This is a genomic window from Cronobacter sp. HA18003 (assembly GCF_011605905.1).
Taxonomy (GTDB): Bacteria; Pseudomonadota; Gammaproteobacteria; order Enterobacterales; family Enterobacteriaceae; genus Cronobacter; species Cronobacter sakazakii.
The window spans coordinates 367,619-393,239 of sequence record NZ_JAANQO010000023.1 but is presented as its reverse complement, the minus strand read 5'-3'; the positions used below and the strand labels follow the sequence as shown (position 1 = coordinate 393,239).

General features: G+C 53.7%; 28 protein-coding genes. 13 read left to right on the top strand and 15 right to left on the bottom strand.

Annotated features, from left to right (window positions below):
• Nucleotides 1-37: 37 nt before the first annotated feature.
• Nucleotides 38-1,024 carry a glutathione S-transferase family protein gene (locus G6041_RS15820; RefSeq protein WP_007872928.1) on the bottom strand — a complete coding sequence of 329 codons (987 nt, stop codon included), beginning with the start codon at nt 1,022-1,024 and terminating at the stop codon, nt 38-40.
• Nucleotides 1,025-1,099: 75 nt separating this feature from the next.
• A complete protein-coding gene (locus tag G6041_RS15815) occupies nt 1,100-1,492 on the bottom strand; it encodes a DoxX family protein (protein ID WP_012125935.1) in 393 nt (130 codons plus the stop codon).
• 614 nt (nt 1,493-2,106) lie between these two features.
• On the opposite strand from G6041_RS15815, the gene G6041_RS15810 reads away from it, so the two are divergent.
• The 10 genes from G6041_RS15810 to G6041_RS15765 all read left to right on the top strand — a co-directional run bounded on the left by G6041_RS15810 (nt 2,107) and on the right by G6041_RS15765 (nt 11,187).
• Nucleotides 2,107-2,784 carry a DUF1120 domain-containing protein gene (locus G6041_RS15810; protein ID WP_227003032.1) on the top strand — a complete coding sequence of 226 codons (678 nt, stop codon included), beginning with the start codon at nt 2,107-2,109 and terminating at the stop codon, nt 2,782-2,784.
• A 132-nt stretch (nt 2,785-2,916) separates the two neighbouring features.
• A complete protein-coding gene (locus G6041_RS15805) occupies nt 2,917-3,615 on the top strand; it encodes a DUF1120 domain-containing protein (protein WP_004385830.1) in 699 nt (232 codons plus the stop codon).
• A gap of 68 nt (nt 3,616-3,683) precedes the next feature.
• Complete coding sequence (locus tag G6041_RS15800) at nt 3,684-4,376, top strand: DUF1120 domain-containing protein (RefSeq protein WP_012125932.1); 693 nt, start codon at nt 3,684-3,686, stop codon at nt 4,374-4,376.
• Between the two features lie 68 nt (nt 4,377-4,444).
• Complete coding sequence (locus G6041_RS15795) at nt 4,445-5,092, top strand: hypothetical protein (protein ID WP_004385828.1); 648 nt, start codon at nt 4,445-4,447, stop codon at nt 5,090-5,092.
• Nucleotides 5,093-5,204: 112 nt separating this feature from the next.
• Entirely contained in the window at nt 5,205-5,888 is a 684-nt protein-coding gene (locus G6041_RS15790) for a DUF1120 domain-containing protein (protein WP_084999454.1), read from the top strand.
• A 167-nt stretch (nt 5,889-6,055) separates the two neighbouring features.
• Nucleotides 6,056-6,757, top strand: coding sequence for a fimbria/pilus chaperone family protein (locus G6041_RS15785; protein WP_007854179.1), 702 nt, complete (start codon nt 6,056-6,058; stop codon nt 6,755-6,757).
• Between the two features lie 21 nt (nt 6,758-6,778).
• Nucleotides 6,779-9,211 carry a fimbrial biogenesis outer membrane usher protein gene (locus G6041_RS15780; RefSeq protein WP_012125929.1) on the top strand — a complete coding sequence of 811 codons (2,433 nt, stop codon included), beginning with the start codon at nt 6,779-6,781 and terminating at the stop codon, nt 9,209-9,211.
• A complete protein-coding gene (locus tag G6041_RS15775; protein ID WP_012125928.1) occupies nt 9,202-9,753 on the top strand; it encodes a hypothetical protein in 552 nt (183 codons plus the stop codon). The genes G6041_RS15780 and G6041_RS15775 overlap by 10 nt, the downstream gene beginning before the upstream one ends.
• A gap of 114 nt (nt 9,754-9,867) precedes the next feature.
• Nucleotides 9,868-10,518: a DUF1120 domain-containing protein gene (locus G6041_RS15770; protein ID WP_004385823.1), complete on the top strand. Its 651-nt coding sequence runs from the start codon at nt 9,868-9,870 to the stop codon at nt 10,516-10,518.
• 18 nt (nt 10,519-10,536) lie between these two features.
• Nucleotides 10,537-11,187, top strand: a complete 651-nt coding sequence (locus G6041_RS15765) for a DUF1120 domain-containing protein (RefSeq protein ID WP_012125927.1) — start codon at nt 10,537-10,539, stop codon at nt 11,185-11,187.
• Between the two features lie 124 nt (nt 11,188-11,311).
• Here G6041_RS15765 and G6041_RS15760 read toward each other — a convergent pair whose 3' ends face one another.
• The 8 genes from G6041_RS15760 to G6041_RS15725 all read right to left on the bottom strand — a co-directional run bounded on the left by G6041_RS15760 (nt 11,312) and on the right by G6041_RS15725 (nt 16,424).
• Nucleotides 11,312-11,608, bottom strand: coding sequence for a YqjK-like family protein (locus G6041_RS15760; RefSeq protein ID WP_004385821.1), 297 nt, complete (start codon nt 11,606-11,608; stop codon nt 11,312-11,314).
• Entirely contained in the window at nt 11,605-12,003 is a 399-nt protein-coding gene (locus G6041_RS15755) for a phage holin family protein (protein WP_004385820.1), read from the bottom strand. The genes G6041_RS15760 and G6041_RS15755 overlap by 4 nt, the downstream gene beginning before the upstream one ends.
• A 2-nt stretch (nt 12,004-12,005) precedes the next feature.
• Nucleotides 12,006-12,308, bottom strand: a complete 303-nt coding sequence (locus tag G6041_RS15750) for a DUF883 family protein (protein ID WP_004385819.1) — start codon at nt 12,306-12,308, stop codon at nt 12,006-12,008.
• A gap of 35 nt (nt 12,309-12,343) precedes the next feature.
• Complete coding sequence (locus G6041_RS15745; RefSeq protein ID WP_007854187.1) at nt 12,344-12,712, bottom strand: DUF1090 domain-containing protein; 369 nt, start codon at nt 12,710-12,712, stop codon at nt 12,344-12,346.
• Nucleotides 12,713-12,864: 152 nt separating this feature from the next.
• Nucleotides 12,865-13,248 carry an EnvZ/OmpR regulon moderator MzrA gene (gene mzrA / locus G6041_RS15740; RefSeq protein WP_004385817.1) on the bottom strand — a complete coding sequence of 128 codons (384 nt, stop codon included), beginning with the start codon at nt 13,246-13,248 and terminating at the stop codon, nt 12,865-12,867.
• 3 nt (nt 13,249-13,251) lie between these two features.
• Entirely contained in the window at nt 13,252-13,914 is a 663-nt protein-coding gene (yqjA, locus tag G6041_RS15735; protein WP_004385816.1) for a DedA family general envelope maintenance protein YqjA, read from the bottom strand.
• A 315-nt stretch (nt 13,915-14,229) separates the two neighbouring features.
• Nucleotides 14,230-15,009 carry a transcriptional regulator ExuR gene (gene exuR, locus G6041_RS15730; protein ID WP_004385815.1) on the bottom strand — a complete coding sequence of 260 codons (780 nt, stop codon included), beginning with the start codon at nt 15,007-15,009 and terminating at the stop codon, nt 14,230-14,232.
• Between the two features lie 113 nt (nt 15,010-15,122).
• Entirely contained in the window at nt 15,123-16,424 is a 1,302-nt protein-coding gene (locus G6041_RS15725) for an MFS transporter (RefSeq protein WP_007872954.1), read from the bottom strand.
• Between the two features lie 470 nt (nt 16,425-16,894).
• Between G6041_RS15725 and uxaC the strand changes: the two genes are divergently transcribed.
• The 3 genes from uxaC (at nt 16,895) to G6041_RS15710 (ending at nt 20,426) form a co-directional block, all read left to right on the top strand.
• A complete protein-coding gene (gene uxaC, locus G6041_RS15720; protein ID WP_012125925.1) occupies nt 16,895-18,307 on the top strand; it encodes a glucuronate isomerase in 1,413 nt (470 codons plus the stop codon).
• A 17-nt stretch (nt 18,308-18,324) separates the two neighbouring features.
• On the top strand, nt 18,325-19,812 hold the full coding sequence (locus G6041_RS15715) for a UxaA family hydrolase (RefSeq protein WP_084999223.1): 1,488 nt from the start codon (nt 18,325-18,327) through the stop codon (nt 19,810-19,812).
• 71 nt (nt 19,813-19,883) lie between these two features.
• Entirely contained in the window at nt 19,884-20,426 is a 543-nt protein-coding gene (locus G6041_RS15710; protein WP_012125923.1) for a YgjV family protein, read from the top strand.
• 32 nt (nt 20,427-20,458) lie between these two features.
• On the opposite strand, the gene sstT is transcribed toward G6041_RS15710, so the two are convergent.
• The 5 genes from sstT to G6041_RS15685 all read right to left on the bottom strand — a co-directional run bounded on the left by sstT (nt 20,459) and on the right by G6041_RS15685 (nt 25,546).
• Nucleotides 20,459-21,706, bottom strand: a complete 1,248-nt coding sequence (gene sstT, locus G6041_RS15705) for a serine/threonine transporter SstT (protein WP_012125922.1) — start codon at nt 21,704-21,706, stop codon at nt 20,459-20,461.
• A 294-nt stretch (nt 21,707-22,000) separates the two neighbouring features.
• Nucleotides 22,001-22,969, bottom strand: a complete 969-nt coding sequence (locus G6041_RS15700; RefSeq protein WP_032988956.1) for a TerC family protein — start codon at nt 22,967-22,969, stop codon at nt 22,001-22,003.
• 265 nt (nt 22,970-23,234) lie between these two features.
• A complete protein-coding gene (locus G6041_RS15695; RefSeq protein ID WP_012125920.1) occupies nt 23,235-24,233 on the bottom strand; it encodes a Gfo/Idh/MocA family protein in 999 nt (332 codons plus the stop codon).
• An 83-nt stretch (nt 24,234-24,316) separates the two neighbouring features.
• Nucleotides 24,317-25,009, bottom strand: coding sequence for a SanA/YdcF family protein (locus G6041_RS15690; protein ID WP_032988955.1), 693 nt, complete (start codon nt 25,007-25,009; stop codon nt 24,317-24,319).
• Nucleotides 25,010-25,033: 24 nt separating this feature from the next.
• Nucleotides 25,034-25,546: a M48 metallopeptidase family protein gene (locus G6041_RS15685; RefSeq protein WP_012125918.1), complete on the bottom strand. Its 513-nt coding sequence runs from the start codon at nt 25,544-25,546 to the stop codon at nt 25,034-25,036.
• Nucleotides 25,547-25,621 lie beyond the last annotated feature (75 nt).

Genomic DNA, 25,621 nt, shown 5'->3' with positions numbered 1-25,621 from the left:
CGGCGCATTTTTCAGAAGAGGCTTAGGGCGAAGCGGATTAGCGGAAGCGCTCATCGCGCCCGTGCGGCTCATTAAGATCCTGCCAGGGGCCGATGGAGATAATACCGGTCGGGTTAATGGTTTTGTGGCTGCAAAAATAGTGGTGGCGGATATGCCCGAAATCCACGGTTTCCGCGATGCCCGGCATCTGGTAAATCTCGCGCAGGAAGCCATGCAGGTTCAGATAATCGCTGATGCGATGCTTGTCGCATTTGAAATGCGTCACGTAGACCGGGTCAAAACGCACGAGCGTCGTCCACAGACGAATATCGGCTTCGGTGAGCTGGTCGCCTGCGAGATAACGCTGCTGGCCGAGGATCTGCTCAAGCCGGGACAGCGAGGCGAACACCTGTTCCACCGCTTCGTCATACGCCTGCTGGCTGGTGGCGAAGCCCGCTTTATAGACGCCGTTATTCACCGTGTCGTAAATCCAGCCGTTCAGCTCGTCGATTTCTGCGCGCAGGGCCTGCGGATAGTAATCGCCCGCACGTGCGCCGAGTGCGTCAAAGGCGCTGTTGAACATACGAATGATATCGGCGGATTCGTTGCTGACGATGGTCTGGCGTTCTTTATCCCACAGTACCGGCACGGTGACGCGCCCGGAGTAGTGCGGATCGGCCTGAAGATAAAGCTGATAGAGAAAATCGTGCTGATACAGCGTGTCGCCGGTCGCTGCCGGGAAATCGTCGCCGAAGGTCCAGCCGTTTTCCAGCATTAGCGGGTGCACGACCGAGACGGAGATAAACGACTCCAGCCCTTTCAGCGCGCGCAGAATTAACGTGCGGTGCGCCCACGGGCAGGCGAGTGAGACATAAAGATGGTAGCGATCTTTCTGCGCTGCAAAGCCGCCTTCGCCTGTCGGGCCTGGTTCGCCGTCCGGAGTGACCCAGTTGCGGTACGCCGCCGAGGAGCGCTTAAAGCGGCCGCCGGTGGATTTGGTGTCATACCAGGTGTCGTGCCAGACGCCGTCAATCAGTTGTCCCATGATGCTCTCCTGTCAGAATGCTTTCCTCAGTATGGCAAAAAGGCAGGCGGTGAGGGCCGCCTGCCGTGAAATCAGTTACCAGTTTTTCTTCAGCAGACGATCCAGGCTGTACGCGCCAGGACCCATCAGCGCCAGCAGCAGATAGCCACCTGCGATGGAGAAGTTCTTCATAAACATGATGGAGTTAACGCCTTCCGCGAAGTTGCTGTGGAACAGGAACGCGGTCAGCAGCGTAAACACAGCGGTAATCAGCGCCGTGGTGCGGGTCAGAAAACCGAAGAGAATCGCCAGACCGCCGCCGAACTCAAGCAGGATAACCAGCGGCAGAATAAAGCCCGGCACGCCCATCGCTTCCATATACTGCTGCGTACCGGCATAGCCGGTAATTTTGCCAAAGCCAGAGACGATAAACAGAATCGGCATCAGAATACGTGCCACCAGTACGCCAACATCTTCGAATTTTTTCATTTTACTCTCCAGAAATCCCGCTTCATCACGCAAGGTTAATTGTCTTTAAAAGGTTGCATTCCGCGGGGTTATCCGCGTTCCGCCGTTGATGGAAAGCATCATAGGGTGGGCGTAGTGGGAATGTAAGCAAGGAAAACTGGCAGATTTGTTCAAAAATTTTGATTTCAGTGTAAAGCGATCACGTTTTGGATAGCCTTATTATTTAACAAGATTAACCACAAATTAATAACGATAAATTAAGATAACTCCTTCAGTATTTCTAAAGGAATAATTTAGATGTAATTACTTTATAAATATAAAGTCGACAATTATTATTTTTATGAATTCATGAAAAGAAATCTTTTTTTAGAAAACTATGACCATCTTGGGGTTTAAAGTATTTTTAATAAGAGATGTCTCAAATAAGACAGACTTTTTTATGACTTCAATAGGTGTGAGTCGGTAAAATGTCATTCATTGATCGTTTAAAGTGATCAATTGAAAGCGATGAATTTACGGACTTTCATCTGTTTTTTTGATGCACATCGTAAACTGCCTGTTTACGATAATTTAACCCTAAGTAGCTTTCTTGTCCGGCACGTCTCTGTACCGGGAACTAAATAATGGATGGAATAATGAAAAAGACTCTTCTGGCAGTCGTGCTGGCGGGTATCGCATCTCATGCGATGGCGGCGGATTCAACGGATTTAACGGTTAAAGGCGTACTGGTTAATGCTGCATGTACACCAACTCTGGATAAAAGCGAAGTGAACTTCGGTCATATTCCTGTAGCCAGTCTTGATGCGACCAATGCAAACCAGCTGGGCTCCAAAGACGTCACGCTGACTATCACTTGCGATAGCGCCATGGTGATGGGCTGGACTACCGTCGATGGCCGTACCGATTCTCTGCAGTCGCTGAGCCTCACCAGCGCTGGCGCGGACGACAGCAGCGTGGCGGATGCCACTACAGAGTATGGTCTGGGTAAAGCGGGCACCGTCAACATGGGCGCGTATGCTATTGCCGCTAAAACAACGGGCGTCACCTATGACGGCACCGCGGGCGATCTGCTGGAAGCCGATAATGTCGGTAACGGCAATGCGACGGCCTGGAAGAAAAGCACTACGGGCGTAACGAAACCGGGTGCGCGTACTTTTACCACCGCAGTGACCGGCGAAGTCGCGCCGAAAGCGTTCAAAGTGGGCGTATTCCCGCTGAAAGTGACCGCTGCGGTACAGGGTACCGATATTCTGAAGATCACCGACGATACTGACCTGGATGGTCTGGCGACGATTTCGCTTAGCTATATCTAATCCAAAAGCTGGCGGATAAATACAGATGTTAAACCGCAATGTATTGTCCTGAGGGTAAATACTTTAAAAACGCCAGAATACCCTGGCGTTTTTTAAGGTTGTATTAATACGTAATAGGCAAGGAAATTAACAGTGTTTAATAAGACATTATTAATTGGGGCTGGCCTGATGGCAATGGTTAGCGCAGCGCACGCAACCGATTCTGTGGATCTTAATGTAAAAGGTACGTTGGTCAATGGCAGCTGCACGCCAACATTATCTGGCAATGGCGTAGTTGACTTTGGGCATACACCATTGGGCAATTTAAGTAAAACCGATACAAACCAGCTGGGAGGCCGTAGTTCGTTAGTTCTGACCATCACGTGTGACTCAGCCATGCCTCTCGGATGGACCATGGTTGATAACAGAAATGATAGCGTACAAGTATTAACCATTAAAAATGGTAAATGGGACGGTTCAGATGTCACTGGCGCTGAGTATGAATTCGGTTTAGGTAAAACCGCAGGCGGTGTAAAAATCGGTGCTTATTCTGTCTATGTGGATAAAGGCAATGTCCTGGCAGACGGTGTTAATGCCAAGATGATGTATACCGACGGTGATCCGACGGATAAGACTAAATGGGTAGTTTCAGGCGCTGGCGAAGTAAAAAGTAATAGCAGCCGTGTTTACAGTGTTGAAGCTGAATCTTCTTCTGATGGCACCGTTTTACCCGCGAAAGTTACTACCTGGCCAATTAAGGTCGCTGCTGCCATTCAGGGTACAGATACCCTCGCTATTTCAGATGATACCAACCTGGATGGCTCTGCCACTATTTCACTGGTGTATATCTAAGCTAAATAATCGGCATTGTATTGATATCCATTTTGATAATGCCATTTACGGCGTTTATGGAGTAAAGAATGTTTAACAAAATGATCCTGGCGGGCGCTGTAGTCATGGCGCTGGCAGGCACTGCTCAGGCAGCGGATTCGGTTGATCTTAATGTGAAAGGTACGCTGGTGAATGGCAGCTGTACGCCATCGCTGGAAAATGGTGGCGTGGTTGATTTTGGGCATATTCCGCTGGGTAATCTTTCTAAAACTGAAACGAATTCTTTGGGGCAAAAGAAGATAGTATTAACTATCACCTGCGATTCAGAAATGCCGGTTGCTTTTGATGTAAAAGATAATCGGAGCGAATCTATGGTTGATTTGACAGTTAATAGCGCGTTTTATAATGGCAGTAATTGTACCGCGGGGTCGAATAAGTTCGGTTTAGGCAAAACAGCAGGAAATGTAAATATTGGTGCTTATTGCGTCGGTATCAATGTTCCTGAAGCGACTATCGATGGCACGTCTGGCGATGTCATTTATAAAAACCTGGGTAATGCCGCAAATGACTGGAGCAAAACGGGAGATGGGTCTGTGCGTAACTTTTCTCCCGATGACCGTTATTTGACGATTGCTGACTCGGGGACTGTTATTCCTAAAGCGGGTAAAAACTTTACTTTCCCGTTAATTGTGTCTGCAGCTATTCAGGGCACGGATGTCCTTGCGATTACAGATAACACCAACCTGGATGGCTCTGCCACTATTTCACTGGTGTATATCTAAATAATGACTGCGCCATTTATGAATGGCGCAATTGTATCAATCTGTTGTTAGTGTTTATGGAAAAAACCATGTTTAACAAAATAGTTCTGGCAGGCGTCGTAATGACAGCGCTGGCAGGTGCTGCGCATGCGGCAGATTCTGTCGAGCTGAAAGTAAAAGGTACGCTGGTTAACGGCGCGTGCGATATTTCGCTCGATAAAAATGAGATTAACGTAGGCACCATTCCGGTAAAAAATTTGACGTATAGCGAAAGCGAAAATGCTTACTGGACGCAGCACTATGATGCAACGCTGTCGCTCACCTGTGGCACGGCGATGCCTGTTGCCTTTATGACAACGGATAATAATCCGGATTCCAGAATTTCGGTGAATAGCGCGGTCGGTGTTTTTGGCCTGGGCAAAACCGAGGCGGGTGACAAGATTGGTGTCTACACGGTTTTTGCTAACAAGAAACCGGCGTCGGTCAACGGTGAAGAGGCCTCAGTGCTTTATTCTACCAATAGCGGCTCTACCTGGAATAGCGGCACTACCGGGCTGACTGCATCGCCTAATGATTATTATACCGTGGCGAAAAAAGGCGCATCCACGCCTGAGCCGCTGACCACGGCGACAATTCCGCTGGATGTTCAGGTAGCGTTCTCAAAAGCGATGGCAGACAAAATTAGCGACTCACAGGCTTTTTCTGGTTCAACAACCTTTACGTTGAGATATATCTAAAAGCGGGATGTGATTCAATTTCGCTGTAGTCATTATTAAATTAACAGACGCGCAGTTAAATTGCGCGTCTGTTAGCCTGCTCGCTATGTCATATTATCGCAGAGGGAAAAACATGTTCAAAATTATTACGCTGCTGGCGGGCTTTTTGTCTGTGCTATCCGGCGTGTCATATGCCAGCGATAGCGTGGATCTTAAAGTTACCGCGACGCTTGAGGCGGCAGCCTGTACACCCACATTATCCGATGGCGGCGAAGCGAAATTTGGCCATATCCCGGTGGGAAATTTAAGTGAAACGCAAACGAATCAGTTAGGCTCCCGGTTTCTGACGTTAACTATTGCCTGTTCTGAATCTACGCCCGTTGGCTGGTTTATTACGGATAATAAAAAAGACAGTGTGCAGGCGCTAACTATCATAAACCCAAAATTTAATGGCGAAGATTTATCCGATGCCAGTTACGAGTTTGGCTTAGGAAAGACGGCTGCGGGCGTGAATATCGGGGCTTACGCCATTTATGTCGATAAAAGTAACGTAACAGCGGATGGCAATAAAGTCAGTATGTTATATAAGCCAGGGTCTGGTAGTTGGTATGCTTCGGGGGCGGGTGAAATCAAAAACGACAGTAGCTATATCTATGCCGCAGAAGCGAGCGGAGCAACGGATGCCACTATCGTCAGCGCTCAGACCTTTGTCTGGCCTCTGAAAATCACTGCTGCCGTTCAGGCCACCAATACGCTGAACATTAGCGATGACACCTCACTCACTGGCTCTGCAACGATCACGGTAATGTATCTGTAATCTGCTGTTTTTGATGGGCTTAATTAATAAATATCATGAATGAATAAATCTTAAAGCGTATTTAAATTTTCTGAAATTGTGGCGGCGACACAATCCGGTAATCATGTCAGCAACTTAAGCGGGACGTGCTGAGCGTCTTTGGGTTTAATATTACATAAAGGTGATTCATGAAACTGCAAAAAGGCTTGTTCTTATTATCCATTGTCGCAATGGCGCTTGGCCACGCCGCTACTTCTCAGGCAGCCGGAATGGTACCTGAAACGTCATTGTTAATTATTAATGAAGCCGATCAGGGCGGCAGTATTAATATTAAAAATACCGATGATAAACCAGAGTTGCTGTATACCAATATTGTTGACCTGCCTGACGATAAAGAAGGCCATCTGGTCGTCACTCAACCGGTAATTCGTGTCGAAGGCGGACAAACACAGCATTTGCGTTTTATTCTCCAGACCGCCTCGCCGATGAAAACGGAACATCTCAAACGTGTTACGTTTGAAGGTATTCCTCAAAAAATGCCAGGAAAAAATAAAGTTGGTTTTAATATTCGTCAGGATATTCCTGTGCTTATTCATCCGGCTAATCTGCCAGTGGTAAAAGATGCCTGGACTCTGCTGGAATGGAGCGCGAGCGGGAATAATGTGACCGTTAAAAACCCAAGCCCGTATGTCGTACGCCTGGCGCCACAGATTGAATTGCTGCCAGGGCATGTGCCAGCGTTGCTGAAGAAAAGCTATATTCTGCCGGGCGAATCTATCACCGTGGCAGCCAAAAGTAGCGCTTCAGGAAATAACCAGGTGCGATTTGTTCCTGCAAGCCGTTACGGTATTCAGGTTGAAAGTTACAACGCGCCATTAAATAACCATTAATTTCTACTCTGAGTTTAGAAGATGCCTATTCGCATTAAGCGGGTTTCCGCTCTTGTCAGCCTTTGTCTGGCTCAGGCGGCGTTTTGCCCTTTGATGGCCCTGGGCCAGGAGGCGCAATTCGATATGGATATATTAAAAAACCGTGGACTGGATACAACGCTTGGTAATTATTTTGCCGACGCAGCGAAATTCCTCCCAGGACGCAGACCGGTTTCCTTAACCATTAACGGTAAAGAAAAAGGTACGGTAACGGCCCGTTTCGGCGATAAAGGGCAACTTTGTGTCGACCGCGCTTTTTTACAGAGCGCGGGGTTACAGGTGCCGTCTGCATTGCGGGGCGATAAAACGGATGAGTCCGGTTGTTATGATTATCAGAAAGATTATCCGTCTACGGTTATCACGCCGTTGCCTGGCGAAGAGAGCCTCTCCATCGTTGTGCCGCAGGAGGCATTATCTAACGATATCGTGATGCCGGAAAATATGACGCATGGCGGTACGGCCGCGATGCTGAACTATTCGCTGATTTCATCACAGTATCGCTACGGAGATGGCTCAAGCCGCTACGATCAATTGTCGCTTGAGAACGGTTTTAACTTTCATGACTGGCTGTTGCGCAGCCGTCAGTCGCTTTCACGCACTGACGGCAACACGCAAAACGATGTGCTCTATACCTACGTTCAGCATACGTTCGAAAGTAAGAAAACTTTAATGCAGGCGGGGCAGATCAACATCAGCAATACGCTGTTTTCCGGCGCGTCGATAAGTGGCGTGCAGTTTATTCCGGAGAGCAGTCTTGCTGGTACATCTGGCAGTGGCGTGACGGTAACCGGCATGGCGCACTCAGCGCAGGCGCGCGTAGAGATTAAGCAGAATGGTCGCGTCATTCACTCCACGCTGGTTCCCGCCGGGCCGTTTACGCTTGATGACGTTCAGGTGATTTCTGGTACGTCGCCGCTTGATGTCACGGTGACTGAAACCGACGGCTCACAAAGCCATTACACCATCGCCGCCGACGCGCTGCGTGGTAATACGCTTTCGCGTCCGCAGGGTTTGGCCATCGCGATGGGACGCACGCGAGACAAAGGCGATAACGATCGCCAGCCCTGGCTTGCGACCGTATCAGACGGATGGCACCTGAAGCCGTGGATGAATCTGAGCGCTGGCGCAATGACGGCGCAGCAGTATAACGCACTGGCGACGCAGCTTGATGTTCAGGCGCTGCCTGGCCTGATGGCTTCCGCAACCCTGCGTGCATCGCAGGATAGCTACGGCGATAACAAAGGGCACAGCACGACGCTTAATATTGGTTATAGCGCGGCGAATAACCTGTCATTCTCCGCGTCCGCCACGCGTTACAGCGAGGGCTATCGTGAATTAACCGATACGCTGGATGACGATTTCAGCCAGTACGCCGGGCAATACAGTGTGAACACGTCGTGGAGCCACCCGTGGCTGGGCTCTTTCTCGCTGGGTTATAGCCTCGATAAAGGGGCGGATGGCGATCGCGATTCCCGTTATGTCAATGCCTCCTGGGGGAAAACCTTCCGCTGGGCGACCGTATCCGTGAACTGGCAAAACTTGCTTAATCCGGCTCACGATGACAGCCATCGCGATAACCAGAACTATGGCGACATGCTGTACGTCAATGTCTCTGTACCGTTGGGCTCTCAGCGTATTTCGGCCTATACCCACCAGCGTGATGACGAAACGCGCAACGGCCTGAACCTCTCCGGGGATCTTTCCCGTAATACCTATTATTCCGTCTCCGTGGAGCGGGATAAGGAAGAAAGCCAAAACAGCTTTAACGGCTCGGTGAACAGCAACCTGCACTACACCCAGCTCGGTCTGAGCGCCGGCAAAGATGGCACGGACAACACCAATACCAGCGTAACGCTCAATGGCGGCATCGTAGCGCACAGCAACGGCGTGACGTTCTCGCCGTATGCCATCCAGGACACGTTTGGTATCGCTTCCGTTAACGATCACGTCAGCGGCGTTGAGATTGAAACGCCGGATGGTCCGGTCTGGACTGACCATTGGGGGCAGGCGGTCGTGCCTTCGCTGCCGGCGTATCAGCCTGCGCGGGTCGAAATGAACACAGAAACGTTGCCGAAAAATATCGATGTGAACAACGGCATCTCGATGGCGGCTGCCGGACATGGCGCGGTGAGCAATATTAGCTTCAGCGTACTGAATGTTCGTCGCGCCATGCTGAATGTCACGATGAGTGATGGTCGCCCCGTACCGAAGAACGGCACGCTGGTTGATGGTGAAGGCAACTATGTGACCACGGTTGTTGATGACGGACTGGTATTCCTTAATGACGTCGACAGCATCAAGTCATTGATTCTTGTGAATGAGGACGGGCAGCGCCAGTGCGAGATCCATTATCACCTGGCGGAAAAAGGGCATCAGAACGAGCTCTATGAACAAACGAAAGGGGTATGTCAGTGAAACGGTTAACCGGCGCGCTTATTTTCGGGCTCTTTTGCGCAGGGCTCGCCCACGCGGAGTGCCAGCTTACGCTTTCCCGCCCGGAGTTGAATTACGGCAAGGTGCATGAAAAAGATTTTTCAGGCCAACATAAACGCTGGAAAACGCTGCATGAGCGGGAAGTGCGGATCACCGCTCTTTGCGACGCGCCGACCAAAATGGCCATTTTCGGGCAGGGCGGGGCGAATGATGACGGGTTCCGCATGGCGTCTGACAGCCTGATGCTAGTGAAAGCCTCGGATGCTTCGCTCGACGGAAAACCGGTGCTGCTGGGTAAAACTCACAGCCATTCGGCGTTTGTTCCCGAAGGCAGCGGCAGCGATAAAAAACTCTGGCGCGATAACGAAGGCCTGCTGCCCATGAGCGGTGCGGGCGTGGCGGAAGGGAAAGAATTTTCGATGACCCTGACGATACTCCCGGCATTAAGCACGCGCGATACGCAAGTCACCGATAAAACGACGCTGGAAAGTAACCTGCATTTTACGGTCGAAACCCAGCAGTAATACACCATCCCCGCCTTGCTGTGAAGATACACAGTAACGGGGAATGACGGGGCTACGGAGACGGTTGCCCGCCAGAGTATCGGGGATATTGACTTTTTATTAAGGAACATACAGATGAAAAAACTTGCATTAGCCAGTGCACTATTAATGGCTGCGGGTATGAATGTTTATGCCAGCGACAGCGTCGATTTAAAAGTGACGGGCACGCTGACATTAACCGCCTGTAATCCAACGTTTGAAAATGGTGGCGTGATTAATCTTGGTCATATTCCTATTGGTAATATGACAACTACCGATAATGACAAGGCCTATGAGGCTGTTTCTGTCCAGCATAAGAAAGTGGATTTAACCATTACCTGTACTGCAGACACTGCGCTTGGTTTTACCATTACGGATAATAAAGAAGGCACCATTCCTGCTTCATTGGTTTCGGACTACGGCGGTGCTTATGGTTTTGGTAATACAGCAGATAACAAAGCCATTGGCTTATACCAACTGTACGAGAACGCAGAAACAATCGACGGAGCGGCTGCTTCTCTGATTTATTCTACAAACGGTGGCGAAGGCTGGAGCAAGGCCCGCGCATTGAACCATATTAATGTTATCTATTCTTTTGCCAATAAGGATGAAGTTGTTCCTAAGAGCGGCAAAGAATTTACATTAAAATTTGATACAGCTTATTACTTTGAAAAGTCTGTTGTAGAAAGCGTAGTAGATGAAATGGATTTCCAGGGCTCGGCAACGTTCTCTCTGGTTTATCTGTAATTTTATTAAGGAGTAAAAATGAAGAAGTTAGTCTTAGCCAGTGCGCTGATGATGGCTTTTGGTATGAATGCCTATGCCAGCGACAGCGTCGATTTAAAAGTAACGGGCACGTTGACTTTAACCGCCTGTAATCCAACGTTTGAAAATGGTGGCGTGATTGATCTTGGTCATATTCCTATTGGTAATATGACAACTACCGATAATGACAAGGCCTATGAGGCTGTTTCTGTCCAGCATAAGAAAATGGATTTAACCATTACCTGTACTGCAGACACGGCGGTTGGTTTTACCATTACCGATAATAACGAAGGTACCATTCCTGCTTCACTGGTGACCGATTATAGCGGTGCATACGGTTTTGGCAAAACCGCTGATGATAAAGCGATTGGCTTGTATCAGTTATATGAAAACGCAGAAACGATCGACGGGGCGGCAGCAAATCTGATTTATTCTGGCAATGATGGGCAGAACTGGAGTAAGGCTCGCGCCTTAAACCATATTAATACGCTTTACTCTTTTGCGAATCAGGATGAGCTGACGCCTAAAAGTGGTAAGACGTTTAATTTAAAAATGGATACCACCTATTACTTTGAAAAGTCTGTTGCGGATAGCGTGACGGATGAGCTGGATTTCCAGGGATCAACAACGTTCTCTCTGGTTTACCTGTAATCAACGGTATTTGCCAGTCGCTCTGTGCATGCTGGCCTGTGATGACTACACAAAATAAAACACCCTGTCGTCTTTAACGCGGCAGGGTGTTTTACGTTTAGCGCGGCCAGAAACTGCGAACCATTCAGGGGAGCGGATGTTTCATGGTGGTTTTAATCAACCGCCAGGTGCTCCACGCGGCGAAACCGCGTTTAGCCCAGCGCAGCAGGAAGTTAGGGTTCCTGATGCTCCAGATAGCCATCGCGCTACTGCCGACCAGCGCCCAGGAGCGCAGGCTCAGCAACGTGTTCCAGCCGCGGTCATAAGAGCCGGTTGCGGCAAGCCAGTCGCGACGACTGGCGGCCATATCCAGCCGCTGCTGCTGGATTTGACTGAGCAGCAGCGCTTTGCGCCTTTCGCGCTCGGCTTTGCTCATGCTCATGACTTATCGTCCTCCAGCAACTGGCGGTCATTAGACAGCTCATGACGCGTGTGACGCAGCAGCGTCGACTGGCGCGATTTCCTGAGCGTCCAGATGCCGCCAATCAGCGCCAGTACAAACAGCGTGACGGTCGTGCCAATCATGACGTTAAGGCGATACTGCGGATCGACTGCCCAGATAAGCAGCACCATCAGACTCATCAGTCCAAAGGCGGCAAACAGCATCGTCAGGCCAGTCATCAGCAGCAGTTGAAAGAGATTCGCTTTCTCCTCTTCCAGCTCCACGACAGCGAGCCGTAAACGGGTTTCCACCATCTCCACAAGCACGGTGACGATACGTTGTCCGATGCCGAGAACGCTTTTACCCGGCCCTTGCGCGTGACGAGGCTCCGTCATAATCAGCGCCGCGTCAGGAGCACGCCCAGCACGACGCCGATGGCCGCACCAATACCCACGCCGGTCCACGGATTTTCACGCACATAATCTTCGGCACGCGCCGCCGCTTCGCGGGTCTGTTTGGCAATCACATCACCGGTTTCGGTTAAGTGATAACGGGTGTCTTTCAGCGCGCGCTCTGCTTTATTGCGCAGTTTGCTCATCTCTTCTTTCGATTTGTCCCCGGAGGCGGTCAGCACCTCTTCCAGCGTATCGGCAAGCGATTTCAACTCAGCGCGCAGGTGGTCGGTATTTTCTTTTGACATAATGCTCTCCTGATAAGTGAGGGTTATCCATAAGCTCAGTAATCTTGAGCTTTCAGCGCCTTAAGCTCTTGCTCGGCTTCTGCGAGCTTGTGGCGACGTTTGGCAATTTTTTCGGCATCGCCTTTCTGCGACGCTTCATGCAATTCGGCGCGGCGCTCGGCCACTTCCGCCTGTTTCTTCGCCACTTTCTGCCGGTGCTCGGCGAGCACATCGCCGTCACGGCAGTTGGCCCGTACCTGACTTAGCGCTTTTTTCAGCCCGTCGATGCGCCCCTGATTATGGTGCTGCTCGGCGTAGCGGATCTCCTTTTCAATCTCCTGCGCTTTTTCTTCGCAAGGGGAGGCGGCAAGCGCTGCGGCATTCCAGGAAAAAAGGGCTAAGGCCAGTACTGTGCGGTAATTCATGATTAAACCTTCCATTGTGTTGCGTAAGGCCACAGGCGATACGCGATTCCGGTTGTGTTGCGCGGACAGAACAATGGGTTGCGCTTACTCAAGCATAGTAAGTAATAACGCAAACCCCAAAGTCCGTGAAAAGATTCAGATTCCTGGAAGGGTTAACCCAGGCGCTGAATGTCATGACGCAGGCGAGTGAGCCAGGCGGGGGTGAGGCTTTTTTCTTCCTGCTGGGCGATAACAAAACCGCGCGGCAGCGAGCGATAGAGCACTTTGCGGGCTGCTTCGCTCTGATCGCTGGTATCGAACTTGATAAGCAGAATGTCATCCTGCGGCGTAATGCTTTTAAAACGGATACCGTTGGCATCGAGATGGTGCCAGACGGAAAAACCATCCGGGATAGTCGCACCCTGCGACACCGCGCGTATCTCAAGCGTGGTTTCATGTTTTTGTAGCGCGGCCCAGCAAAGCAGCATGGCGGCCAGCAGCGCGCCTGCCGAAAGCATTAGCGTAAGACGACGAGAAAGCGCGCGTGTGAAAGCCATCCTTTAGCTCCGGTTTCCATGTTTTTTCTTCCATAACACCACGAGCGATCCTATCAGGCCGATAACCAGCAGCACGACCGGCAGAAGCATCAGACAGGACATCAGGGCGTCTTCATATTTAAGAAACACCGGCGTTTTGCCAAGTAAATAGCCAAGCGTGGTGAGAATGACGACCCAAAGCAGGCCGCTCATCCAGTTAAAGAACTGGAAACGGGCGTTATTCAGGCCAGAGAGCCCGGCGATGGTCGGCAGCAGCGTGCGCACAAAGGCGATAAAGCGGCCCAGCAGCAGCGCGGACAACCCATGTTTATGAAACAGATGATGCGCCCGCTGGTGATAATGCGCGGGCAGATGCGAAAGCCAGTTCTGCACGATACGCGTATTGCCGAGCCAGCGCCCCTGGATATAGCTCACCCAGCAGCCGAGGCTTGCGGCGGCGGTCAGTAGCAGCACCGTTTGCGGATACCCCAGCGCGCCTTTGGCGATAAGCACGCCCACCAGCACCAGAAGGCTGTCGCCCGGCAGAAACGCGGCGGGCAGCAGGCCGTTTTCCAGAAACAGGATCATAAACAGCACAAAATAGAGCATGCCAATCATGCCGGGGTTGGCCAGCGTTTCGAAGTCCTGGCTCCAGAGCGCGGTAAGTAATTGTGTCAAAAGTTCCATTCAGTGATCCTGGCACATCGGTTAAAGCCAATGGGGTAGAACAGATAGCATTGCGACATTTCTGCGGTATGAAGGACGTCAACAGCGCTCTGTGCGTTCCTGGCGCTGGCACGGCTCCGTGTGCAATGAGAGAAGTAAGCAAGCGCTAACTTTTCACCAGGAAATGCGTCTAATTGTAACAAAGCTCTGCCTGATGCGTCACAGAAATCGTGCTTTGTTGAAGGTTGATTTTGCTTTCCGGGAATAAGGCTGGCGAGGGTATTTACACACGCTGACACTATATATGGTTTGCTTACCCTCGCGGTAAGAAGAGTATTACTTTCCGCCGTTTGCCGCCGCGTCGAGATGGACCACCGGATTTTCGGCAAAAAGATAGCGGTCGGCGTTAAATTCAAAGTCGTCGCTGGTTTCGTTAAACAGCATCTGTTTGGTGTTCTCCAGGTGCTGCCACATGGCGAGCTTCGCCCCGTGCGGATCTTTGCGAATCAGCGCCTTAAGGATTTTGTCGTGATCGTCGCACCAGTTATCGACGGTACGTGCGTCGATATGCTCATGCAGTTTTTTCCAGTACGGGTTATGCACGCGCTGGGTCCACATTTTTTCGACTATCGCGGCAAGCGCGCTGTTTTGCGTGGCGAGTGCGACCTGCACGTGAAACTGTAAATCCCATTCGGAGTCGCGGAAGAATTTCTCGTTGCGCGCTTTCTCCTGAATTTCCATCAGTTTAATGATGTCTTGCTTGGTTACCTGGGTGGCGGCGAACTCGGCGATATTACTCTCGATAAGCTGGCGGGCCTGTAGCAGCTCGAAGGGGCCGTAGCTTGCGAATTCATATTCCTGCTCAGGGGCCGGGGCGTGATGTTTTGCCTGGTTGGCGATGACATGGATACCGGAACCTTTGCGCACTTCAACATAGCCTTCGACTTCCAGCATGATGATGGCTTCACGCACGACCGTGCGGCTGACGTTTTTCTCGTCGGCGATAAAGCGCTCGGCAGGGAGCTTTTCACCCACCTGGTAAACGCCTTCTTCAATGCGTTGCTTAAGCTCAGCGGCCAGTTGTTGATACAGACGGCGCGGTTCTGCGATTTCCATGTATGACTCCAGTGAACACGATACTGCTTAGATTTGTTATACCACTTTTCGGGGGAGCCCTCCACTCGACGCCCATGAAAAAGCCGCCCGCAGGCGGCTTTCAGGATAAGCGATCAGTGTTGTGTGACGGGCGCGCCACTTCGCGTCTCTCGTTCCAGTTCGCTGGCCGGTTTGTTTTTCAGCACCGTCCAGATAACCAGCGCGCCCAGCAGGTCGAATACGGCCAGCACAGCGAACAGCGGGCTGAAGCCAATGGTGTCGGCCAGCGCGCCGACCACCAGAGCGAACAGCGTGCTCGCGGTCCAGGCCGCCATACCGGTGAGGCCGTTGGCGGTCGCCACTTCATTACGGCCAAACACATCTGAAGAGAGCGTAATCAGCGCGCCGGAGAGCGACTGGTGCGCGAAACCGCCGATGCACAGCAGGGCAATCGCCACATACGGGCTGGTGAACAGGCCAATCATGCCAGGGCCAATCATCAGTACCGCGCCCAGCGTCACCACCATTTTACGGGAAACGATCAGATTCACGCCAAACCAGCGCTGGAACAGCGGTGGCAGATAACCGCCGACGATACAGCCGAGATCCGCGAACAGCATTGGCATCCAGGCGAACATCGCGATCTCTTTCAGGTTAAAGCCGTACACTTTAAACATAAACAGCGGGATCCAGGCGTTAAACGTACCCCAGGCCGGTTCCGCCAGAAAGCGCGGCAGCGCGATGCCCCAGAACTGACGGGTGCGCAGGATCTGCCACGGCGACATTTTTTTACCGTTATTGGTCTGATGCTGCGCTTCCTGGCCGCCAATAATGTAATCGCGTTCTTCTTCGGTCAGTTTTTTCTGGTCGCGCGGATGTTTGTAGAAAATCAGCCAGGCCATCGCCCAGGCGAAGCTCAGCACGCCGGAGATAATAAACGCCAGTTCCCAGCTATGCATGACAATAGCCCATACCACCAGCGGCGGGGCTATCATGGCACCGATAGACGAGCCGACGTTGAAATAGCCTACGGCGATGGAGCGCTCTTTCGCCGGGAACCACTCGGAGCTGGCTTTAAGGCCCGCCGGGATCATCGCCGCTTCCGCAGCACCCACGGCGCCACGTGCCAGCGCCAGGCCGCCCCAGCTGCCTGCCAGCGCCGTTGCGCCGCAGAACACCGCCCAGGTCACGGCAAAGAAGGCGTAACCGATTTTCGTGCCGAGAATATCCAGCACGTAGCCTGCCACCGGCTGCATGACGGTATAGGCCGCGGAATAGGCGGCGATAATATAAGAATATTGCTGCGTGGAGATGTGCAACTCTTCCATCAGGGTGGGCGCTGCGGCCGCTACGGTGTTACGGGTCAGGTAACCCAGCACGGTGCCCAGCGTCACCAGCGCAATCATGTACCATCGTAACCCTTTAATTTTACGCATTGGAAACCTCATCGTTTAATCGTTCGCCGCGCAGGCAGGCATGTTGCCAGGCTTGCGCGATGCTCATTCAGTAACGGGAGGCGCGCCGGAGGTCTTGTCGGTGCCGTCCACGCCCTGCCATACCGTGTTTATGGGACAGGCCGGTATCCGTTCCGGCTGATGGGGTGAATTACACCCTCTAAAACATTCCGTGGGTTTATATGTTGCGACGGCAGAACGATAACTTGTCATACAGCTTTAAAAGTTGAATGCCATCACAAAAGCATTTTTATTTGTAAGGTTACGTCAGGGGCGACACGAAGCCAGACGTGGCGCGGGCTGGCGCGGCGTTTACTTCGGAACGGGGTGATTATTTGTGTGCTTTTATTGATCTGACTCACGAAAATAGCTTCGGTCGCTGGAAATTGGTGTGATAACTTTGACAGCATCATGCTAACGCATCTGAAATACTGGCTCAGAGGAAGCATAAAATGACCCCGTTCATGACCGAAGATTTCCTGCTCGACACCGAATTCGCCCGCCGTCTGTACCACGACTACGCTAAAGACCAGCCGATTTTCGACTATCACTGCCACCTTCCGCCGCAGCAGATTGCCGAAAATTACCGCTTCAAAAACTTGTATGACATCTGGCTGAAAGGCGACCACTACAAATGGCGCGCGATGCGCACTAACGGTGTGCCGGAGCGGTTGTGTACCGGCGATGCGAGCGACCGCGAGAAGTTTGACGCGTGGGCGGCGACCGTGCCGCACACCATCGGCAACCCGCTCTACCACTGGACACATCTGGAGCTGCGCCGTCCGTTTGGCATTACCGGCAAACTGCTGTCGCCGAAAACCGCGGATGAGATCTGGAACCAGTGCAACGATCTGCTGGCGCAGGATGCGTTCAGCGCCCGCGGCATCATGCAGCAGATGAATGTCAAAATGGTGGGCACCACCGACGATCCGATCGATTCTCTGGAACACCACGCGACCATCGCGAAAGACAGCGCCTTCACCGTCAAAGTGCTGCCGAGCTGGCGCCCGGACAAAGCGTTCAACATTGAACAGGCGACCTTTGCCGATTACATGGCGAAGCTTGCGGAAGTCTCCGATACCGATATCCGCCGCTTCAGCGATCTGCAAACCGCGCTGACGAAACGTCTGGATCACTTTGCGGCCCACGGCTGTAAAGTGTCGGATCACGCGCTGGATGTGGTGCTGTTTGCCGAGGCGAGCGAAAGCGAGCTCAATGCTATTTTGTCGCGCCGTCTGGCGGGCGAGACGCTCAGCGGCCATGAAATCGCGCAGTTTAAAACGGCGGTGCTGGTCTGGCTTGGCGCGGAATACGCGCGTCGTGGCTGGGTGCAGCAGTACCACATCGGCGCGCTGCGTAATAACAACCAGCGCCAGTTCAGACTGCTCGGGCCGGATGTCGGTTTCGACTCCATCAACGACCGCCCACTCGCGGAAGAGCTTTCAAAACTGCTCAGCAAACAGAACGAAGAGAACCTGCTGCCGAAAACCATTCTCTACTGCCTGAACCCGCGCGATAACGAAGTGCTGGGCACCATGATTGGCAACTTCCAGGGCGAAGGGATGCCAGGCAAGATGCAGTTCGGCTCCGGCTGGTGGTTTAACGATCAGAAAGACGGCATGGAACGTCAGATGACCCAGCTCGCGCAGCTCGGCCTGCTGAGCCGTTTTGTGGGGATGCTGACCGACAGCCGCAGCTTCCTCTCTTATACCCGTCATGAATACTTCCGCCGCATTCTGTGCCAGATGATTGGCCGCTGGGTGGAAGCCGGCGAAGCGCCGGCGGATATCGATCTGTTAGGCGAGATGGTGAAAAACATCTGCTTTAACAACGCCCGCGACTATTTCGCCATTGAACTCCACTAAGGCCCTTTGAGGTTGATATGCAATACATCAGGATCCATTCGCAGGATAACGTTGCGGTAGCGCTGGCGGATCTGCCTGAAGGCACGGTGATCGCCATTGACGGGCTGTCCGTCATGCTGTTGCAGCCGGTGGCGCGCGGGCATAAGTTCGCACTGCGCGCCATCGCTCAGGGAGAGAACGTGGTGAAATATGGCCTGCCGATAGGCCATGCGCTGGCGGATATCGCGCCGGGCGAACATATTCACTCCCACAATACCCGCACCAATCTCAGCGATCTGGATGAGTACAGCTATCAACCCGAAGCACCGTTTACCGGCGAGCAGATGGGCGACCGCGAGGTGCAGATCTACCGTCGCGCCAGCGGCGAGGTGGGGATCCGTAATGAACTGTGGATCCTGCCGACCGTCGGCTGCGTCAACGGGATCGCGCGCCAGATCCAGAACCGTTTCCTGAAAGAGACGAACGACGCCGAAGGCACCGACGGCGTGTTTCTCTTCAGCCACACCTACGGCTGCTCGCAGCTCGGCGACGACCACATCAACACCCGCACCATGCTGCAAAACATGGTGCGCCACCCGAACGCCGGGGCGGTGCTGGTGATTGGTCTTGGCTGTGAGAACAACCAGGTGGACGCGTTTCGCGAGACGCTCGGCGCTTTCGACCCGGCGCGCGTACATTTTATGGTTTGCCAGCACCAGGATGATGAAGTGGAAGCGGGGCTTGCGCATCTGCATGCGCTTTATGATGTCATGCGGCACGACAAACGCGAGCCGGGCAAACTCAGCGAACTGAAATTCGGGCTGGAGTGCGGCGGTTCAGACGGGCTTTCCGGCATTACCGCCAACCCGATGCTTGGCCGTTTCTCGGATTACGTCATCGCCAACGGCGGCACTACAGTACTGACCGAAGTGCCGGAGATGTTTGGCGCAGAACGCATTCTGATGAGCCACTGCCGCGACGAAGCGACGTTTGAGAAAACGGTCACCATGGTGAACGACTTCAAACAGTACTTCATCGCGCATAATCAGCCGATTTACGAAAACCCGTCGCCGGGCAACAAAGCGGGCGGCATCACCACGCTTGAAGAGAAATCGCTCGGCTGCACCCAGAAAGCGGGCGCAAGCCAGGTTGTCGACGTGCTGCGCTATGGCGAGCGGCTGCATACGCCGGGCCTCAACCTGCTGAGCGCGCCGGGCAACGACGCTGTCGCCACCAGCGCGCTGGCGGGCGCGGGCTGTCATATGGTGCTGTTCAGTACCGGGCGCGGCACGCCGTACGGCGGTTTCGTACCGACGGTGAAAATCGCCACCAACAGCGAGCTGGCAGCGAAAAAACCGCACTGGATAGACTTCGACGCCGGCCAGCTGCTGCACGGCACCGCGATGCCGCAACTGCTGGAAATGTTTGTCGATAAGATTGTGGAAATCGCCTCCGGCAAACAGACCTGCAACGAGAAAAACGATTTCCGCGAGCTGGCTATCTTTAAGAGCGGCGTGACGCTGTAGGCCCCGGACAACGTAATCATCAGACGGCGTTTCATTTATGAAGCGCCGTTTCTTTTTGAGAGGGACGTTTTATGACCGCGTATTGGCTGGCCCAGGGCGTTGGGGTCATCGCCTTTCTGATTGGCATCACCACCTTTTTCAACCGCGACGAACGGCGCTTTAAGCTGCAACTGGCGCTTTACAGTGCCGTCATCGGCGGGCACTTTTTCCTGATGGGCGCGACGCCTGCGGGCATGAGCGCGGAGCTCAACGCGCTGCGCACGGTGATTTCGCTACGCACCCGCAGCCTGTGGGTTATGACGCTGTTTATCGTGCTCACGCTGACGCTCGGGCTGGTCAAGCTCCATCACGCCATTGAGCTGCTACCGATTATCGGCACCGTCGCCAGCACCTGGGCGCTGTTTCGCTGCACGGGGCTTACCACCCGCTGCGTGATGTGGTGCTCCACCGCCTGCTGGGTCACGCATAATTTCTGGATTGGCTCGATAGGCGGGACGCTGATTGAAGGCAGTTTTCTCATCATCAACGGGCTTAACATTGTTCGTTTCTGGCGGATGCAACAACGCGGCATCGATCCGTTTAAGGTCGAAAAAGAGATAGTACAGAAGCGGTAAAAAACGGCGGCCCGCAGACCGCCGGAGAGGGGTTAATTACGCAGCGCGTGGCTCGCAAGACGCGCATCTTCCGCCTGGCACGCCGCCGCGGTGAAGAGCACGTCGGTGGAGGAGTTCAGCGCGGTTTCGCAGGAGTCCTGCAACACGCCGATGATAAAGCCCACCGCCACCACCTGCATGGCGATATCGTTCGGGATACCGAACATATTGCACGCGAGCGGAATCAGCAGCAGCGAACCGCCCGCCACGCCCGACGCGCCGCAGGCGCACAGCGACGCCACCACGCTCAGCAACAGCGCGGTCGGCACATCCACCGCGATCCCGAGCGTATGCACTGCCGCCAGCGTCAGCACCGTAATGGTGATCGCCGCCCCCGCCATGTTGATGGTCGCGCCGAGTGGGATAGACACCGAATAGGTATCGCGATCCAGATTCAGCTTCTCGCACAGCGCCATATTGACCGGAATATTCGCCGCCGAGCTGCGGGTAAAGAACGCGGTCACGCCGCTCTCGCGCAGGCAGGCAAACACCAGCGGATATGGATTACGGCGGATTTTGGCAAACACAATCAGCGGGTTAATGACGAGCGCCACCAGGAACATGCAGCCAATCAGCACCATCAGCAGCTGCGCGTAGCCCCACAGGGTATCGAAGCCGGTGGTGGCGAGGGTGGACGCGACCAGGCCGAAAATCCCGATGGGCGCGAAGCGGATCACCAGCTTCACCATAAAGGTGACGGCATCCGACATATCATTCACCAGATTTTTGGTGGTGTCGTTGCCGTGACGCAGCGCGAAGCCGAGGCCCACAGCCCAGACCAGAATGCCGATGTAGTTCCCTTTCAGCAGCGCATCAATCGGGTTCGCGACCATGCTGAGCAGCAGGTCGCGCAGCACGCCGACAATGCCGGTCGGCGGCGTAATATCCGTCGCGCCTGCAACCAGGTGCAGCGTGGAAGGAAAGAGAAAGCTGAACAGCACGGCGGTCAGCGCTGCGGAAAACGTGCCCAGCAGATAGAGCCAGAGAATGGGGCGGATATTGGTTTTCTGCCCGTGTTTATGGTTGGCGATAGAGGCCATTACCAGCATCAGCACCAGTACCGGCGCCACGGCTTTCAGCGCGCCGACGAACAGCGTGCCGAGCAGCCCGACCGCGATAGCCGCGGGTTTGGAAAGCCAGGCCAGCAGAATACCGAGCACCAGTCCCACCAGAATCTGTTTTACCAGACTGCCCTGTGCCAGGCGGTGTAGCAGGCCGCCGCCCTGAGATTGCGTAGTCATACTATTTCCTTCAGAAGTGATGTGGTTGCATCCCGCGCCATGTTCTGTGCCACGTTGCGTCAGGATGTAACAAAAGTTTGCACAGATGAGTATAAGGATTTGGCTACGCGGAGAAAGGGGATAGTGCTAGATTTTCTGAATTGCTCCCGTTTTTTAACTATCTCTTAACGTTATTGTGACAATATCGGCAATTCCGTCATCGGGCGCGTTGCAAAAGCGCGGGGAGCGAATAACCCATAAAAAAACGCCGCCCGCAGGAGCACGGGCGGCGTCAAAGCCATGACGGCAAAATCCTTATTCCGCCAGCTTTCTCTTGTCGTTACGATGGTTAACCCAGGCGTTAATAAGAAGCGTTGTCACCAGAATGCCGCCGACCACGCCAAGCGAAATGGCGATCGGAATATGGTAGAAATCGACAATCAGCATCTTGATACCGATAAACACCAGGATCACCGATAGCCCATATTTCAGCATCGAGAAACGCTCCGCCACGCCCGCCAGCAGGAAGTACATGGCGCGCAGACCAAGGATCGCGAACAGGTTAGAGGTCAGCACGATAAACGGGTCGGTGGTGACGGCGAAAATCGCCGGGATGCTGTCCACCGCGAAAATCACGTCGCTCAGCTCCACCATAATCAGTACCAGCAGCAGCGGGGTGGCGTACAGCAGGCCGTTTTTACGCACGAAAAAGTGCTCGCTCTCGATGCTGTCCGTCATGCGCAGATGCCCGCGAAGCCAGCGCACCAGCGGTTTATCGCCGATCCCGCCTTCATCTTCTTTCGCGAGCGCCATCTTCACGCCGGTAAAGAGCAGGAACGCGCCGAACACATACAGCAGCCATTCGAACTGCGTGATAAGCCAGCTACCGGCGAAAATCATAATGGTGCGCAGCACGATAGCGCCCAGCACGCCGTAAATCAGTACCCGGCGCTGGAGCGCCGGCGGTACGGCGAAATAGCTAAAGAGCATCAGCCAGACGAAGACGTTATCGACCGCGAGCGCTTTTTCGATGAGATAACCGGTCAGGAAGGCGAGCGCCTGGGTATCCGCCACTTCACGCCCGGCGGTGCCGGTGAGATACCACCAGAAGGCTGCGTTAAACAGCAGGGAAAGCGAAACCCAGACGATGGACCAGGCGGCCGCCTGCTTCATGGTCATCGCGTGCGCGCCGCGGCGCCCCTGAAGCAGAAGGTCGATAGCCAGCATAATCACCACGACGACGGCGAAGCCGCCCCACAGCAAGGGAGTGCCGACAGTATTCATAAGCGAAATCCTCTAAACAAAAACGGCTAACGTCAGAAGACGTCAGCCGCTTTGCCTAAGAGCACCGCACAGACCTCGCCTTCCGGCAAGGTCTCACTTACAGCCGCCGTGTTATCATGTAGATAACAGACTCGCTGCCCGACGACCGGATGCATGGCATCGTAATGACGACCGTCGGCGTTAGAAGTTACTCCCCTTTGCAAGTAACAAACTATTACAAAGCATTTATGCGGTCAATGACTCACCGTAGCGCTTTTACAAAGCTTTACGCCGGAAGCGGCGTGCTCACGTCATCTGCCGGGAATGTCACGCCCGTCTGGGCGCGGATCTCGGTGAGCAATTTCGCCGTCGTACGGCTGACCGCGATGCCTGGATGATTCACTTCGTTTGCCTCGACCAGGCGCGCAAAGGTGTCCGCTTCATAGAGCATCGTATTAATGTGCTGCGGCAGCGTCAGCTCCTGCGGTTTGCCGCCGCGCGGAATAAACGTGATGCGCTGGCATTCGGAGAGCTTTTCAATCACCAGCGAGCCCGCCTCGCCCTGAATTTCACTTGGAAGCGCAGAGTCGCTCACTTTGGAGTGCAGCAGCGTGACGTCGAAATCGCCATAATTCATCTCAACCACGCCGTGCGCGTCCACGCCGCTTGCCAGCAGGCTGGCGGTGGCTTTCACTTCATGCGGCTCGCCCCACAGCGCAACGGCGCTGGCGAGCGTATAAAAGCCGATGTCCATAATCGAGCCGTTGGAGAACGCCGGGTTAAACGTATTCGGATTCTCGCCGTTCAGGTAACGCGGGTAGCGCGACGAATACTGGCAGTAGTTAAACAGCACTTTACGAAGCGTGCCCACTTTCGGCAGCGCCTGTTGCAGCGCGATGAAATTCGGCAGGCTGGCGGTTTTAAACGCCTCGAACAGCACCACCTGATTTTCGCGCGCGCAGGCGATGGCCGCTTCCACTTCGCGCAGGTTAGAGGCCAGCGGCTTTTCGCAAATCACATGCTTTTTATGGTTCATAAACAGGCAGGACTGGGAAAAGTGCAGGGCGTTGGGGCTTGCGATATAGACGGCGTCGATGGCGTCGCTTTCGGCCAGCGCCTCCAGCGACGTGAAGAGATGCTCCACCGGGTAGTCGCTCGCGAATGTCTGCGCCTGTTCAAGGCTTCGGGAGTAGATCGCGGTCAGGGTAAATTTGCCCGTCTCGTGGGCGGCATCGACAAACTGGCGCGTTATCCAGTTCGTTCCAACAACGGCGAAACGTATCATAAAGGCGTGTCTTCTCCGACAGTGAATATCTTTTCAGAGTAACACGCGAAAATGACAAAACCAGTGCGCGCGGGCGCAGATTGTTAGGGTGTGGGAGCGTAAATATTGCAGCCGCGCGGCGCGTCTTTTGGGCCGATTTTCACCTGAGGCCCAAGAAAGTGCGGTTCGCGGCGAAGCCAACGGGCATCAAGCAGCGCCCGCACACGGGCGAACCGTTCTCGCAACAGCGTATATTGCGTATGGCGCAAGGCCGGATCTTCAGCGTTAAACCCGATGGCGTCGATACCATAATGTTGCGCGAGGTAAATGGCACGCTGATTGTGAAACGCCTGCGAGATGATGGTAATCCGGTTTTCCTGAAACACTTCCCGCGCGCGCACGACGGAATCGAGCGTTGAAAACCCCGCGTAGTCACAGAAAATCGCGGCGGCGGGAACGCCGTGGCGGTTAAGCGCTTCGGCCATTGCCGTCGGCTCATCGTAATCAGCGCGGCTGTTATCGCCGCTCACCAACAGCCAGGAGACTTTCCCGGCGTGATAAAGCCCGGCGGCGGCCTCGATACGGCGGTTGAAGAAGCGGTTGTCAGGACGTGCGCCGAGCACCAGCCCCACTTTGCGGGCAGGAATATTGTCGACCGTGTCATACAACCGGCCAGCCGCGGCGTGTGTGACCGCGCGGTCGGCACCGATAATCGCCATCGCCAACAGCAACGCGCCAGTCAGGATAATCACGGCGGCGAGAGTTAAGCCGCGTTTTGAGCGAGTGGAAAATTTCACGTTGCGTCCTTGCAAAATTTGAGGTTAAGCCGTCTGCCCGCCGTTTTGCGTCAGCGCAAGCTGTGTCAGCCACAGGCGGGTGTCGAATTCGAGCTGATGATACTGCGGTTCCATATGGCAGCACAGTTGATAAAAGGCTTTGTTGTGTTCCTTTTCTTTAATATGCGCCAGCTCATGCACCACGATCATCCGCAGGAAATCTTCCGGCGCCTGGCGAAACACCGTGGCGACGCGAATCTCCGCTTTGGCTTTCAGCTTGCCGCCCTGCACGCGTGAGATTGCGGTATGCAGCCCGAGCGCGTGCTTCATCACATGGATTTTATTGTCATAGGCCACTTTATTGAGCGGCGGGGCGCTGCGCAGATAGCGGTTTTTCAGCCCCTGCGCATAGTCATAAAGCGCTTTATCCGTGGTTATCAGATGTTTGTGCGGATAGCGCTTCTCAAGCACTTCGCCGAGGCGGTTCTGCTCAATCAGCGTGCGCACCTGGACAAGCAGCGATTCCGGGTAGCCCTGGAGATACGTCAGTGTGGTCATCACGGCCTCAGCGGGTGAAAAAAAGGTTTACTCAGGGGTGTAATTAAGGGATAAAACGCGCGGATTTTACCATTC

What these genes read in the sequence shown, in the direction of transcription:
- mzrA (WP_004385817.1), bottom strand. Translation starts at nt 13,248, where the DNA reads ATGGCTTTCACACGCGCGCTTTCTCGTCGTCTTACGCTAATGCTTTCG.
- G6041_RS15755 (WP_004385820.1), bottom strand. Translation starts at nt 12,003, where the DNA reads ATGACGGAGCCTCGTCACGCGCAAGGGCCGGGTAAAAGCGTTCTCGGC.
- G6041_RS15795 (WP_004385828.1), top strand. Translation starts at nt 4,445, where the DNA reads ATGTTTAACAAAATAGTTCTGGCAGGCGTCGTAATGACAGCGCTGGCA.
- uxaC (WP_012125925.1), top strand. Translation starts at nt 16,895, where the DNA reads ATGACCCCGTTCATGACCGAAGATTTCCTGCTCGACACCGAATTCGCC.
- G6041_RS15785 (WP_007854179.1), top strand. Translation starts at nt 6,056, where the DNA reads ATGAAACTGCAAAAAGGCTTGTTCTTATTATCCATTGTCGCAATGGCG.
- G6041_RS15685 (WP_012125918.1), bottom strand. Translation starts at nt 25,546, where the DNA reads ATGACCACACTGACGTATCTCCAGGGCTACCCGGAATCGCTGCTTGTC.
- G6041_RS15750 (WP_004385819.1), bottom strand. Translation starts at nt 12,308, where the DNA reads ATGTCAAAAGAAAATACCGACCACCTGCGCGCTGAGTTGAAATCGCTT.
- exuR (WP_004385815.1), bottom strand. Translation starts at nt 15,009, where the DNA reads ATGGAAATCGCAGAACCGCGCCGTCTGTATCAACAACTGGCCGCTGAG.
- G6041_RS15775 (WP_012125928.1), top strand. Translation starts at nt 9,202, where the DNA reads ATGTCAGTGAAACGGTTAACCGGCGCGCTTATTTTCGGGCTCTTTTGC.
- G6041_RS15710 (WP_012125923.1), top strand. Translation starts at nt 19,884, where the DNA reads ATGACCGCGTATTGGCTGGCCCAGGGCGTTGGGGTCATCGCCTTTCTG.
- G6041_RS15800 (WP_012125932.1), top strand. Translation starts at nt 3,684, where the DNA reads ATGTTTAACAAAATGATCCTGGCGGGCGCTGTAGTCATGGCGCTGGCA.
- G6041_RS15770 (WP_004385823.1), top strand. Translation starts at nt 9,868, where the DNA reads ATGAAAAAACTTGCATTAGCCAGTGCACTATTAATGGCTGCGGGTATG.
- G6041_RS15820 (WP_007872928.1), bottom strand. Translation starts at nt 1,024, where the DNA reads ATGGGACAACTGATTGACGGCGTCTGGCACGACACCTGGTATGACACC.
- G6041_RS15725 (WP_007872954.1), bottom strand. Translation starts at nt 16,424, where the DNA reads ATGCGTAAAATTAAAGGGTTACGATGGTACATGATTGCGCTGGTGACG.
- G6041_RS15780 (WP_012125929.1), top strand. Translation starts at nt 6,779, where the DNA reads ATGCCTATTCGCATTAAGCGGGTTTCCGCTCTTGTCAGCCTTTGTCTG.
- yqjA (WP_004385816.1), bottom strand. Translation starts at nt 13,914, where the DNA reads ATGGAACTTTTGACACAATTACTTACCGCGCTCTGGAGCCAGGACTTC.
- G6041_RS15695 (WP_012125920.1), bottom strand. Translation starts at nt 24,233, where the DNA reads ATGATACGTTTCGCCGTTGTTGGAACGAACTGGATAACGCGCCAGTTT.
- G6041_RS15715 (WP_084999223.1), top strand. Translation starts at nt 18,325, where the DNA reads ATGCAATACATCAGGATCCATTCGCAGGATAACGTTGCGGTAGCGCTG.
- sstT (WP_012125922.1), bottom strand. Translation starts at nt 21,706, where the DNA reads ATGACTACGCAATCTCAGGGCGGCGGCCTGCTACACCGCCTGGCACAG.
- G6041_RS15765 (WP_012125927.1), top strand. Translation starts at nt 10,537, where the DNA reads ATGAAGAAGTTAGTCTTAGCCAGTGCGCTGATGATGGCTTTTGGTATG.
- G6041_RS15745 (WP_007854187.1), bottom strand. Translation starts at nt 12,712, where the DNA reads ATGAATTACCGCACAGTACTGGCCTTAGCCCTTTTTTCCTGGAATGCC.
- G6041_RS15790 (WP_084999454.1), top strand. Translation starts at nt 5,205, where the DNA reads ATGTTCAAAATTATTACGCTGCTGGCGGGCTTTTTGTCTGTGCTATCC.
- G6041_RS15700 (WP_032988956.1), bottom strand. Translation starts at nt 22,969, where the DNA reads ATGAATACTGTCGGCACTCCCTTGCTGTGGGGCGGCTTCGCCGTCGTC.
- G6041_RS15810 (WP_227003032.1), top strand. Translation starts at nt 2,107, where the DNA reads ATGAAAAAGACTCTTCTGGCAGTCGTGCTGGCGGGTATCGCATCTCAT.
- G6041_RS15815 (WP_012125935.1), bottom strand. Translation starts at nt 1,492, where the DNA reads ATGAAAAAATTCGAAGATGTTGGCGTACTGGTGGCACGTATTCTGATG.
- G6041_RS15760 (WP_004385821.1), bottom strand. Translation starts at nt 11,608, where the DNA reads ATGAGCATGAGCAAAGCCGAGCGCGAAAGGCGCAAAGCGCTGCTGCTC.